At 37.9% G+C, this 15,844-nt stretch carries 17 protein-coding genes and 1 riboswitch; of the genes, 8 read left to right on the top strand and 9 right to left on the bottom strand.

All coding sequences use genetic code 11. The features are described from left to right. The first annotated feature begins 16 nt into the window (after positions 1 to 16). The 4 genes from PI85_RS19105 (at position 17) to PI85_RS19090 (ending at position 3,722) form a co-directional block, all read left to right on the top strand. Positions 17 to 724, top strand: coding sequence for a class I SAM-dependent methyltransferase (locus PI85_RS19105; protein WP_233300770.1), 708 nt, complete (start codon positions 17 to 19; stop codon positions 722 to 724). Positions 725 to 864: 140 nt separating this feature from the next. Then, positions 865 to 2,013, top strand: a complete 1,149-nt coding sequence (locus tag PI85_RS19100) for a DUF418 domain-containing protein (RefSeq protein ID WP_036125136.1) — start codon at positions 865 to 867, stop codon at positions 2,011 to 2,013. A gap of 78 nt (positions 2,014 to 2,091) precedes the next feature. Further along, positions 2,092 to 3,120 carry a sensor histidine kinase gene (locus tag PI85_RS19095; protein ID WP_052323564.1) on the top strand — a complete coding sequence of 343 codons (1,029 nt, stop codon included), beginning with the start codon at positions 2,092 to 2,094 and terminating at the stop codon, positions 3,118 to 3,120. Continuing rightward, entirely contained in the window at positions 3,117 to 3,722 is a 606-nt protein-coding gene (locus PI85_RS19090; protein ID WP_036125134.1) for a response regulator transcription factor, read from the top strand. The genes PI85_RS19095 and PI85_RS19090 overlap by 4 nt, the downstream gene beginning before the upstream one ends. Before the next feature lie 58 nt (positions 3,723 to 3,780). Here the strand turns inward: PI85_RS19090 and PI85_RS19085 are convergent, their stop codons facing one another. The 9 genes from PI85_RS19085 to PI85_RS25090 form a co-directional block, all read right to left on the bottom strand. Continuing rightward, positions 3,781 to 4,866 carry an Ig-like domain-containing protein gene (locus PI85_RS19085; RefSeq protein WP_036125132.1) on the bottom strand — a complete coding sequence of 362 codons (1,086 nt, stop codon included), beginning with the start codon at positions 4,864 to 4,866 and terminating at the stop codon, positions 3,781 to 3,783. Positions 4,867 to 5,143: 277 nt separating this feature from the next. Further along, positions 5,144 to 5,854 carry an ankyrin repeat domain-containing protein gene (locus PI85_RS19080; protein ID WP_082011596.1) on the bottom strand — a complete coding sequence of 237 codons (711 nt, stop codon included), beginning with the start codon at positions 5,852 to 5,854 and terminating at the stop codon, positions 5,144 to 5,146. Between the two features lie 141 nt (positions 5,855 to 5,995). Then, positions 5,996 to 6,682, bottom strand: coding sequence for a response regulator transcription factor (locus PI85_RS19075; RefSeq protein WP_036125131.1), 687 nt, complete (start codon positions 6,680 to 6,682; stop codon positions 5,996 to 5,998). Then, entirely contained in the window at positions 6,660 to 8,138 is a 1,479-nt protein-coding gene (locus PI85_RS19070) for a HAMP domain-containing sensor histidine kinase (RefSeq protein ID WP_036125129.1), read from the bottom strand. The genes PI85_RS19075 and PI85_RS19070 overlap by 23 nt, the downstream gene beginning before the upstream one ends. Before the next feature lie 182 nt (positions 8,139 to 8,320). Next, a complete protein-coding gene (locus PI85_RS19065; protein ID WP_036125126.1) occupies positions 8,321 to 9,682 on the bottom strand; it encodes a PepSY domain-containing protein in 1,362 nt (453 codons plus the stop codon). 408 nt (positions 9,683 to 10,090) lie between these two features. Next, a complete protein-coding gene (locus PI85_RS19060) occupies positions 10,091 to 11,110 on the bottom strand; it encodes a 2,3-butanediol dehydrogenase (RefSeq protein ID WP_036125124.1) in 1,020 nt (339 codons plus the stop codon). A gap of 16 nt (positions 11,111 to 11,126) precedes the next feature. Then, the gene (locus PI85_RS19055; RefSeq protein ID WP_235318512.1) at positions 11,127 to 11,771 is read right to left on the bottom strand and encodes a TetR/AcrR family transcriptional regulator; all 645 of its coding nucleotides are present in this window, start codon (positions 11,769 to 11,771) and stop codon (positions 11,127 to 11,129) included. An 87-nt stretch (positions 11,772 to 11,858) separates the two neighbouring features. Then, positions 11,859 to 12,026 carry a hypothetical protein gene (locus PI85_RS24720; protein ID WP_008175715.1) on the bottom strand — a complete coding sequence of 56 codons (168 nt, stop codon included), beginning with the start codon at positions 12,024 to 12,026 and terminating at the stop codon, positions 11,859 to 11,861. Between the two features lie 63 nt (positions 12,027 to 12,089). Continuing rightward, positions 12,090 to 12,212 (bottom strand): hypothetical protein, encoded by a 123-nt coding sequence (locus PI85_RS25090; protein WP_255350108.1) that lies wholly within the window; start codon positions 12,210 to 12,212, stop codon positions 12,090 to 12,092. A gap of 29 nt (positions 12,213 to 12,241) precedes the next feature. Then, a riboswitch (cobalamin riboswitch) is annotated at positions 12,242 to 12,431 on the bottom strand. A 185-nt stretch (positions 12,432 to 12,616) separates the two neighbouring features. Here PI85_RS25090 and PI85_RS19050 point away from each other — a divergent pair. From PI85_RS19050 to PI85_RS19040, 4 genes are all read left to right on the top strand, one after another. Then, on the top strand, positions 12,617 to 13,330 hold the full coding sequence (locus tag PI85_RS19050) for an MBL fold metallo-hydrolase (protein ID WP_036125122.1): 714 nt from the start codon (positions 12,617 to 12,619) through the stop codon (positions 13,328 to 13,330). A gap of 136 nt (positions 13,331 to 13,466) precedes the next feature. After that, positions 13,467 to 13,805 carry a TetR-like C-terminal domain-containing protein gene (locus tag PI85_RS25270; RefSeq protein WP_082011595.1) on the top strand — a complete coding sequence of 113 codons (339 nt, stop codon included), beginning with the start codon at positions 13,467 to 13,469 and terminating at the stop codon, positions 13,803 to 13,805. A 79-nt stretch (positions 13,806 to 13,884) separates the two neighbouring features. After that, the gene (locus PI85_RS19045; RefSeq protein WP_036125120.1) at positions 13,885 to 14,250 is read left to right on the top strand and encodes a VOC family protein; all 366 of its coding nucleotides are present in this window, start codon (positions 13,885 to 13,887) and stop codon (positions 14,248 to 14,250) included. A gap of 243 nt (positions 14,251 to 14,493) precedes the next feature. Continuing rightward, entirely contained in the window at positions 14,494 to 15,840 is a 1,347-nt protein-coding gene (locus PI85_RS19040; RefSeq protein WP_036125118.1) for a C40 family peptidase, read from the top strand. Positions 15,841 to 15,844: the final 4 nt, after the last annotated feature.

Here is a 15,844-nt window from a genome sequence, read left to right as displayed (position 1 = left end):
TATATAAAAAAAGAAGGTGGTTTTCATTCAAAATTCTAATTATCTTCAATTGTTAGCGAAATTTGGTGTGGGTGGTGCCCATCCTGGAGGCATTAATCTATCAAAGGAAATCATGAAGAATGAGCGTATTCTACCAGCCTCTCATATTTTAGATGTTGGCTGTGGTACAGGACAAACAGCTGCCTTTTTAGCTTCCCATTATGCAGCCCACGTAACGGGTATCGATATCAATCCTATTATGATAGAAAAAGCACGTCACCGCATGAAAAAAGGACATTTATCAGTCAATGTCATTCAAGGCTCGATTGAGGAAACTACATTACCCAATGAAGCATTTGACTTTGTCCTTGCTGAATCAGTTCTTGCCTTTGTAAATAAACAACGTGCATTGCAAGAGATTTTCCGTTTATTGAAAAAAGGTGGACGCTTAATTGCCATTGAATTTACCGTCCCTATGCTCCTTTCCACACTGCAGGCAGACGACATCCAACAATTTTACGGATTTGATGCGCTCCTCACGAAAAAGGATTGGGTTGCTTTATTCCAAGAGACAGGGTTTCAAGATATTCGCATACAAAAAAACAAGGATATCTCATCCAAGCCAGAATTCCACATTTCTAAGGATATTGAATCCACCTTGTATGATGTCATGGATCAGCATTTGAGGATGAACGAAAAATACGATACTATTTTAGATTACCGCATCTATATATGTACAAAATAATCTTTTAGCCAGCATCCAAAGCGTTGCTGGTTTTTTGTTATGACACCTGTCATATAGTTTCTTTGACTCGTGTGAATAGGTTTTCCCCTCCTGTTTTTTTATCATGAATATAAGAAAAACAAAGAAAGAGTGATAGAACAATGCAAACAAAACAAAGGCTTCCCTTTATCGATATGCTAAGAGGCTTCGCTGTTTTAGGAACGCTTGGAACAAATATTTGGATTTTTGCTTATCTCGGTGATTTATCGTATATCACAACGAGTAATTATACTGGTTGGTGGTCTTTCAATGATTTTTTACGCATGTTAGTGCTATTTTTTGTCAATGGAAAGCTTCTAGGATTATTAACGATTATGTTTGGGGTTGGATTACAGCTAAAATACCAGCAAGCACTTCGTAGAGGAAATGCTTGGCCTGGCATGTATCTATGGACGATTGTCTTTTTAGGGTTGGAGGGACTGCTTCATTACACACTTGTCATGGAATATGATATTTTAATGAGCTACGCCGTTACTGCTTTTATCGTGGCCATTGTCATTAGATTAGGCGACAAAGTGATGACATGGGCTTTCTATCTTTTTGGTAGCTTTCATGTCCTCCTCATTTTCTTTATTTTTGTCATTTCCTTGCTTGCAGGTAGTGTTTCCCTAAATGGTATGGAAACTGTCGCAGCCATCTATGCAAACGGTACATGGCTGGAGCAAGTACAGCATCGCCTAACAAACTTTTTATTTTATCGGACAGAAGCTATTTTTATTATCCCCATGAATGTTTTTTTATTTATTCTTGGCGTCAAGTTCATGCGCAATGAGGTTTTTTCACCAACGAATAAAGGTCATCAGGCTCGACAAAAGCTGTTTACAATCGGTGTATTCATTGGCATTCCATTAAATCTGCTAATTTTTATTCCAGGGGGGCTTTTTGATTTACCTGTTCGTTATTTATGTGCGCCGATTCTATCGATTGGCTATATTGGAATTTTAGGTAAACTGGTAGAATATAAGAGGCTTGATTGGCTTTGGCAACGATTTGCCAATGTCGGCAAAATGTCATTAAGCTGTTATGTGCTGCAAAATGTGCTGGCGTCTATTATTTTTTACGGCTGGGGACTTGGCTTAGGTGGTCATGTAAATAGCATTATTATCATAAGTATTTGGATTGCCCTTTCTTGCCTGCAGCTAGTCCTAGCAACATTTTGGCAGCAGCAATTCCAGATTGGCCCGATGGAATGGGGACGTAAAAAAACGATTCACGCTTTGACAAAGAATAAGCAACAGAGGATGGTGTAAGCCATAAAAATATATCCCAGAGAACAAGTTAAACATTATTTAATCATCGATGTTGTATCTATAATTGTATTAGTAGCCATGGTGTTATGGTCTCAATCCACACTCCCTTTCATAGCTAAGTTAGCTATTTTATTCTTGTACCTAGGCGCCTTCTATATGGCTTTATGGAATCGAAATTGGAAGCTACTACTTGCCTCACTTATAGGCTTTCTTCTTATTACTATCCTTGCCATTTACGAGGACATCTTCATGTTAATTTTCGGATTTACCTTTGCCGATTTATTAGGGAGAGCGAAATCAAAATGGCATATTGCTAGCGGAATTTTGGGGATGGCTGTCATGTTTTTAATCGTTTTCTTGGCGACCACAAATTCCCTAGCACTTGTTGATTCACAGGTACTAATACCGATGATGATCATTCAATTGGTATTTCCTATCCTCATTTATTTTGTCGAAAAATCGAAAAATCTACAGAACGAATTGGCAGATGTTAATACCCAGCTTGTTCAGCAGGAGGAAAGACAGCGCATTGCTAGAGATCTTCATGACACCATTGGTCACACCCTGACGATGATTAAAGTGAAAACAGAATTGACTACTAAGCTTATCGACCGGGACCCTTCCAGTGTCAAACAAGAATTAAACGACATATTAGCTACAACACGTACAGCCCTAAAGCAAGTACGTGAGCTTGTTTCGGATATGAATTTCGTATCTCTACAAGCGGAGCTGCATCACTGCCAGCAGCTATTACAAAGTGCCAATATTAAGACCACCATTCACAATCACTGTCCCAAAATTGTTCTTTCAAGTGTTGAGGAAACAATGCTAGCTTTATGTGTACGTGAAGCTACTACTAATATGCTAAAGCATAGTCAAGCTCAGAACTGCCATATGCAAATCCACTGTCGAACTAGACAATATACCATTGCTATTCAAGATGATGGGATTGGTTTGGAACAGAAGGGACTGGGCAATGGCATGAGCTCGATGAAAGAAAGAATGCGCGTTCTACAGGGGAATGCCCTGTTTGAAGACAATACAAAGACAGGCACAAAGGTGATATTGAGCATACCCATTCAAGATGGAAAGGAGCCCCCGTCATGATACGAGTTTTACTAGCAGAGGACCAACAAATGTTACGTGGTGCCTTAACATCCCTTTTGTCATTCGAACCCGATATTGAAGTAATCGCTGAAGTTTCTGATGGTCAAAAAGCATGGGACTACATTCAGCAGGAATTACCCGATGTTTGCCTTGTAGATATTGAAATGCCCCATCTCTCAGGGTTAGAGCTTGCAGAAAAAATTAAAGAGGCCAATTTGCCCTGCAAAGTGATGATTGTCACAACGTTTGCACGCCCAGGCTATTTACAAAAAGCAATGGATTGTGAAGTACACGGCTACTTACTGAAAGATGAACCGATTGATTATTTAATCGCTACGATTCGCAAGATTATGCAGGGTGAAAAGGTGGTCAGTAAAGATTTAGCCGCTACTTTATTTATGAAGGAGCAAAATCCTTTAAATGAGCGAGAAATTGCCGTGCTACAACTAGTGAAGGAAGGCTTAACCACTCACGAAATCAGTAAAAAATTATTTTTAACTAAAGGTACCATTCGTAATTATTTATCAACGTCTATTCAGAAACTACAAGTAGAATCAAGACAGCAAGCTGCTCAAATTGCGAGTGATAAAGGCTGGCTATAAATCAAAAAATCTCGCCACCACTGTGACGAGATTTTTTTATAGGAGAACGTATGACTGTTTATTTACCTTGTAGAACTACATTTTTCGCAGTAGCCCAATTATTTAATGGCATTACTGTATAGCTTACACCAGCTTTTAATGTGCCACCATTCGCAATATCAAAGATCCCTACTGCCCCTTTACGTGATGAATATCGATATTGAGCTTGTAATGTGCTGCCATCATTACCACGAAGTTCGACACTTCTGCCAGCTAATAAATCCGATTGGGGATCATTTGTTAATTGTAATTCAAATGATTGTCTATCGATAGCATTAGCTGATTGCAATGTAAATGGTGCCTTTTTATTGGCAACAAAGCTCTTTACATCAATTTCTGCCCATTGAGAGTACACTCGGTACGTGACACCTTGTTTTAAAGTTTGACCTGCTGGTAATCTAAATTGAGGTGCTTGTTTACCATCAGCTGCTTGTGTGAAAGGCACATAATTAGCAACAAACTCCTCCCCTTCACTTGTTTTCACTATCACATAGCGATCACGTAAAGAAGAAATAACATCAAAACGCTTCCCACTTGCATCACGATTTTGACGATCTATGCTAAATGCAAGATCTCCACGTCCTCCACGGTAAGCCTCAATGATATTAGCATAATCCACTACACCATCCTCTTGGAATGATTCCAATGTAAAAGTATCATCCGTTACTTGCGCAACATTTCGTACAAGTACTTTTTCATCTGTCCCTTCAAAGACTCTATTCCGTTGTTCTTTATAGCTTAATCTGTAGATGAAATCATCTTCCTGGAACGTAACAGGTACAATATATGTACTCGTAGAACCGGTCATTAATCGTGGAACATTGACAATCTCTAAATTTCCATTAAAATTAAAATCTTTTTTTATGGCCTCTAAATTGTTTGGATCAATATCGGCTGCTGCTAAAGGTTGGGTAAATGTAACTTGTAATGTCATTGTGTTTATTGGCTTAACTTTAGTAATTCTCGCCACCTGCTCATTGTTCACAGTTGCTACTACTTTCTGACCTGCTGCATCTGCATTTAACGGCTCACTAAATGTAACTAGACCTGCTGATAATACCGATAAAGCTAGTGCTGCTGGGACGATACGTTTTCTCAATTTCATCTTATAAACTCCTCTTTTGGTTTAATTTGGTTTACAATATTTATCATAAAGTCCATATCTAAACTGCCAATAAATAAACTATTAAAAAAGAATTAAAAAATAGAGAAATATATTTAAGAATAGCGTTGACGATAGAAAAAAAGCCATCGAGAGTGAATTCTCGATGGCCTTTATTTCAGCACGACTATTAGATGAATGACTTTAGGGTGAAATGAGAAATATAGTACTTTATGCAGAAACGCGCTTGGAACAAAGGGCGACGACTCCCGTACCGGCTTTACTTGGCTCCTGCGGCAATAAGGATTTCTTCAATCTCCTTAAATCCTTTCTGTTTCGCATGCTGTAAGGGTGACACATTATTTTTATCTGGAATATTGACGTCAGCACCATGATCAACCAACAGTTGAATGGCCGTTTGCTGTGTAGGATTGCCGTCATTTAAAACGATCGCTTCCATTAATGCCGTCCATCCCAAATGATTGATATGATTCACATCGATGTTAGTGGTAGTTAATAATTCCTCAATGACATTAATATAGCCGTGCTCAGCTGCAGGAATTAATGCCGTTCCCCCATAGCGATTTACAATTGTAGGATCGGCACCTGCTTGAATCGTTAACTTTAATATATCTAAATAGCCTTCCGCACCTGCATATAAGAAAGGCGTGTTTTTCATATCATCCTGGATGTTTACATCGGCACCTGCATCGATTAGTAATCTCGCTGCTTCCACATCCTGATTATAAGTAGCAATCATTAATGCTGTTCGATTATTTGAGTCCTGCGCATTAATATCTACTTTTTCATTGATAACCCTTTTAAGCGATTCTATATTTCTTTTTTCTACCGCTTGAAACAATTGACTTGCCAAATCTGTTGCCACCTCCTCATCTCCAGTTTTATTAATCTTTATGGCCTCCGTATCATTTGGGGCACATCCCTGCAGTAAAAATGATAAAGCGATCGTGACCGCTTGCATTTTTTTCATTTGCTCTGCACCGTCCTCACTAGTTAATTTTGTTGTAATAGTCTTAGTTTACAAGTCATTGCTAAATTGCCTATTAACCATTTCTTAAAAAAGTCTAAAATTTCAATAAAAAAACCTCGTCAAGACGACGAGGCGTTGATCTTATACATTTAGGCGGTAACCTGCACCCCATACGGTTTCCAAAAACTTTGGCTGTGCAGGATCACGTTCAATTTTTTCACGTAGCTTTCGTATATGCACAGTAACAGTGGAAACATCTGCAGCGGATTCATAGCCCCAGTTTCGCTCATATAATTGTTCTTTACTTAACACTTGATTCGGATGTTTGACAAAAAATACAAGCAAATCGAATTCCTTCGTTGTAAAGGCCACTTCTTCACCATTCACAAACACCTTACGAGCGGATGTATCGATCGTAATACCATGGATAGACAACATATTATTCGTTGGCTGGTTAGAGGCTAAACGCTCATATCTTGATAAATGCGCCTTAACCCTTGCCACAAGCTCGCTTGGACTAAAGGGCTTGGTAATATAATCATCTGCTCCTAAACCAAGCCCTCGGATTTTATCTATATCCTCTTTTTTTGCCGACACAAATAAGATGGGAATATTGTTCACTGCTCGAATTTGTTTACAAATTTCAAAGCCATTCATACCTGGAAGCATAATATCTAAAATAATTAAATCATAATCTCCATGAAGCGCCTGCTTCAGCCCCTCATCGCCATTATGTTGTATATCTACCATAAAATCATTAATTTCTAAATAATCACGTTGGAGCTCTGCTATGCTCACTTCATCTTCAATTAATAGTATTTTTTTCATGATCTTTCCTCATTTCCTCATCCTTTTTCAATGAAATGAAAATGCTCGTTCCCTTTGTCAATTCACTCTTTGCCCAAATATCGCCGCCCATTTCAAGGACGATTTGTTTTGCAATCGCTAACCCAAGACCGCTACCACCTGTTTGCGAATTTCGAGAAGGTTCCGCACGATAAAAACGGTCAAATATATGTGGTAATGCAGTAGGATCAATTCCCGTACCATTATCCGTAACTTGAATGATGGCATCATCTACTCGTTCATGCAGGGAAATAATAATCTGCTTATAGGGTTTATCCATATATTTTTCACTATTGCTCAATAAATTAGATAAGACACGTCTTAACTTATCCCTGTCTGCCATAGCAAAAAGCGGTGAGCCTGCTGATATATATTGTAAATGAATATCTCTGGCAATAAAGTCAAAACTAGCATCCTCCACATAATCATGCATATATTGTTGAAGATTCACACTGTCCATCTGGAACGGAACTTTTTTCAAATCCAATTTGGAAAATAAGAATAATTCATCAATTAATACGTCCATATCCTTAGCTTTCGTATAGATCGTCGTTAAATATTTATCCATTTTCTCTTCGGTATTCGCTACACCATCTTTAATACCTTCTACATAGCCAATAATAGAGGTCATCGGTGTTTTTAAATCATGGGAGATATTCGATAAAAGTTCTTTCCGATTCTCTTCATATTGAAGCTGAATTTGTACAGACTCCTTGAGCTTAACTCTCATTTCCTCAAACGATCGATTGAGCTGACCTATTTCATCATTAGAATGGGATGTAATTTCAAAATCTAAATCGCCCGATTTAATTCGTTGAGCCCCTTCTTTTAAGGCTGTAATAGGGTTAATGATACTTCTAGACACTAAATAATTTAATAAACCAATAATCATTAGAAATAATACAAATAAGATACCTAATAAAATAGGTAATAATTCTCGCGTTATTTCCGCATGTGAACTTACCTCTCTTAAAACAAATATACTCCCCTCCGTTTTGTCAGGGAAATAAAAATCAAACTTCACATACGTATAAAACGCTTGATTAATCATGATTGTGTCACGTGAATTAATATTGGTCGCCTCAAAACCTGGTAAACTTTGCAGTAATAATTGTTGATGCTCTTGCTGTGTGGCATAAACAATTTGATGGTCTTTCCGCACTACAATCTCAATGGAAGGAGCATTGATCGTTTGTAGCTGTTCAATATCTAAAAGCTGCTGGGGATTTTTTTTAGCCAATAATTTCAAATCTAAAAAAGCATTTTCCTCTACTGTTGTTAAAGGCTTTTGGACATATGACTTTTTGTAAAAATGCTCAATTGCTTTCACATCACCTGTGATCGCAAAGGCAAAAAGAAAAACCGCTGCAAGTAAAAGCGTGATCGCAATAATAATAACGCCTACATACGATAGCAAAAACCTCGTTTTAATCGACATCTAAATTCCCCCAATTAGCTGAAACTAATAGCAATGTATCATACAAATCTTAAAACTTTATAAAATCGCGCTGAAAAATCTATAAATAATTTTGCATCAACATAGTATTCGGCTTACACCAACTGAAATAATCAACACAAAAAAAGATACGACACATTTTGGTTGTGCCGTATCCATTATCGTTATTTAGTTTCTTCTGCTCTTAGTTTCTTTTTAGTTTGCCATCCTAAAATGACATATTCAATCAACACCACTGCGATCAATGACGCACCGAATAATGGCATGATAATCCCTAAAATAATAAGGAAGATAACGAAAGGAAGTGAGATTTTATGTGAAATTTGTGGTGGCGCAGACAGCTCACCTTTTTTCCTACGTAAAATCCAAGTGCGTATTCCCCATACAATTACTGCTAAAAAGGCTAAACATACGAGTAAGTTTAACAGCTTATTTGGCCAGCCAAACAAATGACCTTCATGTAAAGGAATGCCCCATGTAAAGAACTTCGCCAGCATACCATAATCCTCGTAGTTAACCTGATCAATAAACTTGCCGCTATATTGATCAAAATACATGGTTGCTTCGTCTGTCGGCTTGACATCAAGCCCTGTTACACCTGAGTTACTAGCCTTTGCCACTGTATAAACGCCTTCTTCGTCTGACGGATAAATAATCGAATAAGGTTTGGCGATATTCATGGCCGTGATTTCTTTTTCAAGATTAGCAATCGTCATTTGGTTGTCGTTTGTATAACGAACAGACCCACCACCGTGATGCTGTGCATGTTCTCCCTCAGATGTTGGAGCCTCTAATTGACGAGTTGCCCATGGAATTTCAGACACATCTGATGTTGGTGGCTTTTGCTGTAATAATGGGTAGCCGAAAGTTGGACTTTCTGATGCTATATTGGCCAGTATTGAACCTTGAAAAGCCGACCATAAAAGCCCTGTAGAAATAAACATCACCATTGGAATAGTAATGATTGTCCCAACAAGCGCATGGTATCTCTTACTTTTTTGTCGTTTATTTTCCGACTTGCGCTTTTTCAATAAATCGCCTTTAAATGTCATATAAAGTCCAGATAGTAATAAAAAGATCGTCCAGCATGCCGCAAGTTCTACTAAATAATTGACAAATGTACCCCCAATAAATAGAGAGCTATGGGTATTTCTCATAATATTAGAAAATGTATAATTGGCATCCTGACTACCAACCATTTGATTTTGATCATCTAAAAATACATATTTCTGTTCATTGCCATTTGATAAAGTTAAACGTGTATTATAAGGCTCTTCCAACATAATCACTTTTGTCGTGGAGTATCCTGCAAATGCTGCCTCTGCTTTTTCCACTGCTTCATCAATTGTTAAGACCTCTTCTTTATGGCTATCGCCAAAAAAATAATCATCGTATAAGCGATTTTCTACATCTGTAAAAAACAAATAACCGATCCCACTTAATGTGAGAGATAGCAGTAATGGCGTAATACACAGAGCTGCGAAAAAATGCAAACGCCAAAACCTTGAATAAAGCAGATTTTTCATTTTTAGTCTCCAATCTATTTGATCAAATACGCCTCACCGTAATTGCCGCTGTTGTTAGGCTGCGACCAGATTTTGAAGAGGAGCTTGGCCGGAAAGTTCCTCTTCAAAATCTGTGATATCCGCTTGAGGCATTATCTTGATTCAGTAGGCGTTTGAACACTCAATTAGCATCTATCGCCGCTATGAAGGAGGAACCTTCTGAATTTGGTACTACTTTCAGTACAAACATTTGCTGAATGAAGATAAATATCAAATTTATTATATAAAGTAAAAGTGAAATATGAATGAAGTCCTAAAGGCAGTTTTATGACAAACAAATGTATTCCTAGTGGTATTATGCTATTTATCAATAAAAAAATCATAGCCAAACAAGTAATCATACAAGTTTGGCTACGAAATAGGGTAAATTTATAAACTCATATTCACAAGGATTTTACATTGACTACGATCTTTCATGAGTGCTTCAAAGCCTTTTTCAACGATATCCTCTAAAGCAATTTGGCTTGTAATCACTGCCTGTCCATCGATTACCCCACGGGCTAGTAATCGAATGACCTCTGGGAAAATATTTACGTAAGCGAATGAACCGCTAATTTTCACTTCAGGGGAAACTACCGCATTCGGATTGAATTCAACTGGTTTTTCCCAAACACTGACGATTTTAAATTCACCACCCGGATGAACAGCACTTACGCCGCTTGAGAAGGTTGTTTGTACACCTGCTGCGTCATATGCAACATCCACACCGCCATTTGTTTTTTCACGAATAAAGGCAACAGCATCTGTGTCGATTGGATTAATGACATAGGTTGCGCCTAGCTCCAATGCTTTTTGGCGTCGTTCATCCGAAACCTCTACTACAAAGATTTCACTTGCTCCTGCTGCTTTCACAGCTTGCAAAATTAATAAGCCAATGGGACCTGCACCAAAAATAGCGGCTGTGTCTCCAAGCTTTAATTGACTTTGACGAACAGCATGAACGGCTACGGCTGTAGGTTCAACAAGTGCGCCTAGCTCTAAGCTCATACCTTCAGGAAGATGATAAATATTTTCCTCACGAACAACAGCATATTCAGCAAAACCACCTGAAATCGTATAACCATATGACTGGCCGCTTTTACATAAGTTAGAATAGCCACGTTTACAGTTCGCACATTTTCCACATGGGATAGGTGGTTCCACTGCCACACGATCTCCCACTTTGGTATGAGTGACACCCTCTGCGACCTCCATAACTACTCCCGAAAATTCATGTCCTAATACGGGCTGTGTACGGAATGCATAAGCACCACCTACATACTCATGTAAATCACTGCCACATATCCCTGCAAACGCAATTTTTACTTTCACCATTCCATTTTCTAGTACAGGTAGTTCGGCCTCCTCTACTCGTATATCTTTCATGCCATAAAATTTTGCTGCTTTCATTGTGATTACCTTCTTTTTAATAGTTTGTTTGTAGACCATTTAACACGAAATCGACTGCAAGATCTGCAATTTGTTCAGGTGTTAATGGCAATGCAGATCGATTTAAAAATGGATTATTGAGTGAGTACATTAATGTCCCCATGATGAAGTTAAGAGCAATATCAATGGAATCAAAATGAATTGTTCGTTGCTCTAAACAAGCTTGTAAAATTGTCCGAAGCTGCTCCCAGGAAGGTAGAAATACGTCCTTCAGCATCTCTAATCGTGGGCTATTCATCACAATCTCTTGCTGTAAAATATCAATTAATTCATGCTCGTGAATGCGATAAAGGACAAAGTTTCTGCAAAAGCTACGAAGTGCTTCTAGTGAATCATTGACATCATAATGCGCATTCATAAAAGTATGGCGGAGTGGCTCCAATAGTGCATTAAAAACATTTTCTTTGCCACCGAAATGATAGGAAACAAGGGCGAGTGATACATTTGCTTCATCACAAATTTGTCTCACCGTCGTTCCATCGTATCCTCTTGAAGAAAACAATAATTTTGCCGCCTGTAAAATTTGATCTTTTACCTCTTTATTTTTTTCTTTTAGTATTAAATCTTTCTTATCGACAGGTCTCACCTCTTTTTTGAACAAGTGTTCAAAACGATTGTTCAATAGAATCTTACGCCTCTTACAAAATGTTGTCAACAAATGCGCAATAAAAAAGGCTACCCCATAAAGAAGTAGCCTTCAAAACCTTGATTATCCAATTAATTCCTTCATCACATTCGCGTACGCTGCTAAAATAGATTGCTCATGTGCCGTATCATGCCCAACATATTGTTCAACAAGCTCCTTCAAAGGCTTTGGCTCTTGCATAATTTCAAATTTAAATAAACTTTCATAGTACTCAACAACTTGTGGATTCATGTGGACCACTCCTTTAATAATTTACATAAAAAAGACATCTTTCCCTCATTAGAAAGATGTCTTTTATGACAAATACACGACATAATACGATGTTTGCCATATGGAAATAAGCTTTCTATTATTCATAGAAGCTACCTTGTTAGCAATCATCGTACTATGAGCATGCAGGAGAATTTCTCTAGTCACACTCAACACCCCCTATCCGCGTAGGTTTTTTGGCTGTACTAGATAAAGGCAGGTCTCCTGGCTTATGTTCATCACACCTTTCACCTTCCCATTACAAGGCGTAACAGTGGTCTCTTGAAATGTGCTCCCATTTACAGTTGCGGGACAGCGTCGGATTTTCACCGATCTTCCCTTTTAAACAAACCCAATTTGGTTTGTACCTCTATCCTATTATTCCGTTTTTATTATTATACCATAAGGTTTGTACGATCTTAATAGATTCCAAAAAACTATAGTTTATTCACCCATCCAGCTATTTCGACCATATTTTTAGCACTGTACACCTCACTTAAAGTGAATAATGCAAAGACTAATTACATTAGATAAAATAAAAATAAGATTAGTTTATAGGAGGTATTATCAGAATGAAGGTTTCGACTATTAACGCCGTATATCAATTGTCATTTATGCCGAGAATATTTCCTGTTAATTGTTATTTTGTAGAAGAGCAACATGAGCTAACACTGATTGATGCCGCATTACCATATAGTGCAAAAAGTATTATGGATGTAGCTAAAACTATAGGAAAACCAATAACGAAAATCATAATTACCCATGCACATAATGATCATATAGGAGCGTTAGATACATTAAAAGAAGAAATACCTGATTGTCAGGTGTATATCTCTTCAAGGGATGCCCTATTATTGGAGGGGAATAAAACTTTGCTTCCCCATGAAAAGTCTGTACCGATCAAGGGAGGGCTTCCTAAAAACATTAAAACGAAACCAGACCTATTCCTGGAAGAAGGTGCACGGGTTGGTTCATTAGAAGTGATTGCAACCCCAGGTCACACTCCTGGTTCTATTACTCTTTTCGACACACGCAATAGAAGTTTAATTGCTGGAGACGCCCTTATAACAAGAGGAAAGCTTGTCGTATCCGGTATGATGAATCCATTATTTCCGTTTCCTGCCCTTGCTACATGGGATAAAAGGACAGCACTTGAAAGCGCAAAAAAATTAAGTAAATTAAAGCCAAGTCTACTAGCTGTCGGTCATGGAAAGATGTTAATGCAGCCACAGAAGCTTTTGGCAATAGCTATTGCAGAAGCAGAAAAAAGTTTACAAAGACAATAGCAGAGAAATTGGAAGTGCGACCTCCTACCCTGTATAGCCATCTTGATGGATTGCCCTGAATTGAAGCAAAAGTTAGGTCAAGGGCCTGTAAGCATATATGCTTCAAGCAACAGTTTGACGCTCAGGCGATGATGCCATCCGTGCAATCAGTAAAGCTTATATTCAATTTGTTCGAGATCACCCCGGCTTATATAATGCATGCACTCGCTTCCCAGATGCTAATGACCCTAATTTAAAGCAGGCTCAAAAATCTATCGAACAGCTTGTACTTGATGTATTAGAAACCTATCATTTGCAAGATGAAATGGCGATTCATATGGGTAGAGGACTACGCAGTATTCTTCATGGATTCACCTCTATTGAACAATTAGGGGAATTCGGGATGCCTCTTGATAGAAATAAAAGCTTTTCCATCTTACTAAACACTTTTATAGAAGGTATTCATGCAGTTATGCTCAATCAGCCTGAGACGTAGATGTTGCCATACCACCCTACTTTGTAAATATTTAGGGATTAATTTATAATTAACTATAAATATAATGGGAGGTATAACTATGATTATTGCTTTACATCATGTGCAAATTACTATTCCAAAAGGTTCAGAGGAGCAAGGGAAAGATATTTATTGCGGTATCTTAGGTCTAAAAGAAATAGAAAAACCCGATTCTCTGAAAGGTAGAGGCGGGTTTTGGTTACAGCTTGGTCACCAAGAGGTACATGTAGGAACAGAGAATGGCTTTGATCGATTGTCGACAAAGGCTCATATTGCGTATCAAGTTGAAGATATTGATTATTGGAAGACAAAACTAGTCGAACATCAAATAGAAATAATAGAATCTGTACCTATCCCAAGCTATGAGCGTTTTGAATTCCGAGATCCATTTGGTAATCGATTAGAAATCATACAGGCAATTGCCTAAACTGTCCTAGTTGAGGGCAGTTTTTTTGTATGAAACCCGCCCATATTACAGTTTACTGAAACATTTGTAATATAACTGTAAATTCCTTCGATAAAGCCATTTATAGCAGGCGTTGAGGCACTCCCCACTTCTCCCTGGAAACATTTACCGCCAAGAAGCCCTATATTTTCATGCTACGATTATTTCCAAGGCAAGACGATACAGGAGAAATCCTACTAGATGCTTCAGGAGGTAATATACAACATGAATAAACGATTTTTATCTACAACACTCGCATTAACAATTGGATTTAGCTCATTCGGATTAGTCGAAACAGCAATGCAGCCAATTCAAGTAGAGGCAGCTACAACAAATGCACAAAACAACGCTCAGGCAGTTGCCGCTAAAGCCGATCAATTGATTCAAACTGGTAAAAGCTTAATGGGTCAATCGACATATAGCAATACGGTTTACAAGCCTACATATCCTTATAAATTTTCTTGTGCTTCATTTTTAATGTATATCTTCGAGAAAAATGGTGTAGATCTTGGGACGTATAATGAAAACTATATGATACAACAAGGCACATATGTAGCGCGAAACCAATTACAAAAAGGTGATTTACTATTCTTTAAGAGTAAAAAAACAGGCACGGATCCCGATCATGTAGGTATGTATATTGGTGGCAATAAAATGATCCACATGGCTGATTCCAAGCAAAATATCGTAATATCAGATTTAAATAGTAAACCATATTATACTGAAAACTATGTATCAGCACGACGCGTTTTACCTACCCTACTATCTGCCAACCCAGCAACAAAAGGCGATAAAATTGTAGAGAATGCGCTAACTTATAAAAATAAAGCAACGATTAGTTCTTCAACGAATGAATCGAGCCTACGCTTTACAGCTCCAGCATTTGTCGATTTCGTCTATCGTAAAAGCGGTGTGACATTAGGCGCAAAATCGTTAACTGATTTAATGAACCAAGGATCAACGGTAGCACGTGCAAACTTGAAAAAGGGTGATTTAGTATTCTTCAATAGTGTGGCAGGCTCAAAAAATCCTTCAATTGTTGGGATTTATGCTGGTGATCACCGTATTATCATCCCTAATTCCGATGGTGTAATGACGAGAGTTTTATTAGTTGATTATTATAAAGAACACTATATTACAGCTAAGCGGGTTTTCTCTGACACCCCCTCGGTAAGTGCACCTTCAGCGAATACGTCTGCCGATAAAATTATTGCTACAGCTTCAGGTTTAACTAGCAAAGCAAAATTTGGCTATACGTATAATGAGAGTGCACTAACTTTCACAAGTGCGGGGTTTACGTACTATGTATTTAACAAGAACGGCATTGATTTAAAGGATAAACTAGCGAGCAAACAGGCTTTAGTTGGTACAAAAGTGCTCAAGTCTCAGCTTCAAAAAGGTGATTTATTGTTCTTCTCAACGAATGATGGAGGAGCAAATATTACACAAACAGGTATCTATTTAGGAAATAATCAATATATTAGTATGACAACTAACAATGTTGTCAAACAAAATTTAAGTTCCACTTGGGCGCAAAAGAATTATGTTACAGCTCGCCGTGTGTTAAAATAACAAA

The sequence above is a fragment of the Lysinibacillus sp. A1 genome (genome assembly GCF_000801965.1).
GTDB classification, from domain to species: domain Bacteria; phylum Bacillota; class Bacilli; order Bacillales_A; family Planococcaceae; genus Lysinibacillus; species Lysinibacillus fusiformis.
Note: the sequence above shows the minus strand (reverse complement) of the source record. Positions and strands in the feature narration are given on the sequence as shown.

Excerpts from the sequence above, each read along its gene's own strand:
- PI85_RS19100 (WP_036125136.1), top strand. The coding sequence starts at position 865 with ATGCAAACAAAACAAAGGCTTCCCTTTATCGATATGCTAAGAGGCTTC.
- PI85_RS19095 (WP_052323564.1), top strand. The coding sequence starts at position 2,092 with ATGGTGTTATGGTCTCAATCCACACTCCCTTTCATAGCTAAGTTAGCT.
- PI85_RS19090 (WP_036125134.1), top strand. The coding sequence starts at position 3,117 with ATGATACGAGTTTTACTAGCAGAGGACCAACAAATGTTACGTGGTGCC.
- PI85_RS19085 (WP_036125132.1), bottom strand. The coding sequence starts at position 4,866 with ATGAAATTGAGAAAACGTATCGTCCCAGCAGCACTAGCTTTATCGGTA.
- PI85_RS19080 (WP_082011596.1), bottom strand. The coding sequence starts at position 5,854 with ATGAAAAAAATGCAAGCGGTCACGATCGCTTTATCATTTTTACTGCAG.
- PI85_RS19075 (WP_036125131.1), bottom strand. The coding sequence starts at position 6,682 with ATGAAAAAAATACTATTAATTGAAGATGAAGTGAGCATAGCAGAGCTC.
- PI85_RS19070 (WP_036125129.1), bottom strand. The coding sequence starts at position 8,138 with ATGTCGATTAAAACGAGGTTTTTGCTATCGTATGTAGGCGTTATTATT.
- PI85_RS19065 (WP_036125126.1), bottom strand. The coding sequence starts at position 9,682 with ATGAAAAATCTGCTTTATTCAAGGTTTTGGCGTTTGCATTTTTTCGCA.
- PI85_RS19060 (WP_036125124.1), bottom strand. The coding sequence starts at position 11,110 with ATGAAAGCAGCAAAATTTTATGGCATGAAAGATATACGAGTAGAGGAG.
- PI85_RS24720 (WP_008175715.1), bottom strand. The coding sequence starts at position 12,026 with ATGAATCCACAAGTTGTTGAGTACTATGAAAGTTTATTTAAATTTGAA.
- PI85_RS19050 (WP_036125122.1), top strand. The coding sequence starts at position 12,617 with ATGAAGGTTTCGACTATTAACGCCGTATATCAATTGTCATTTATGCCG.
- PI85_RS19045 (WP_036125120.1), top strand. The coding sequence starts at position 13,885 with ATGATTATTGCTTTACATCATGTGCAAATTACTATTCCAAAAGGTTCA.
- PI85_RS19040 (WP_036125118.1), top strand. The coding sequence starts at position 14,494 with ATGAATAAACGATTTTTATCTACAACACTCGCATTAACAATTGGATTT.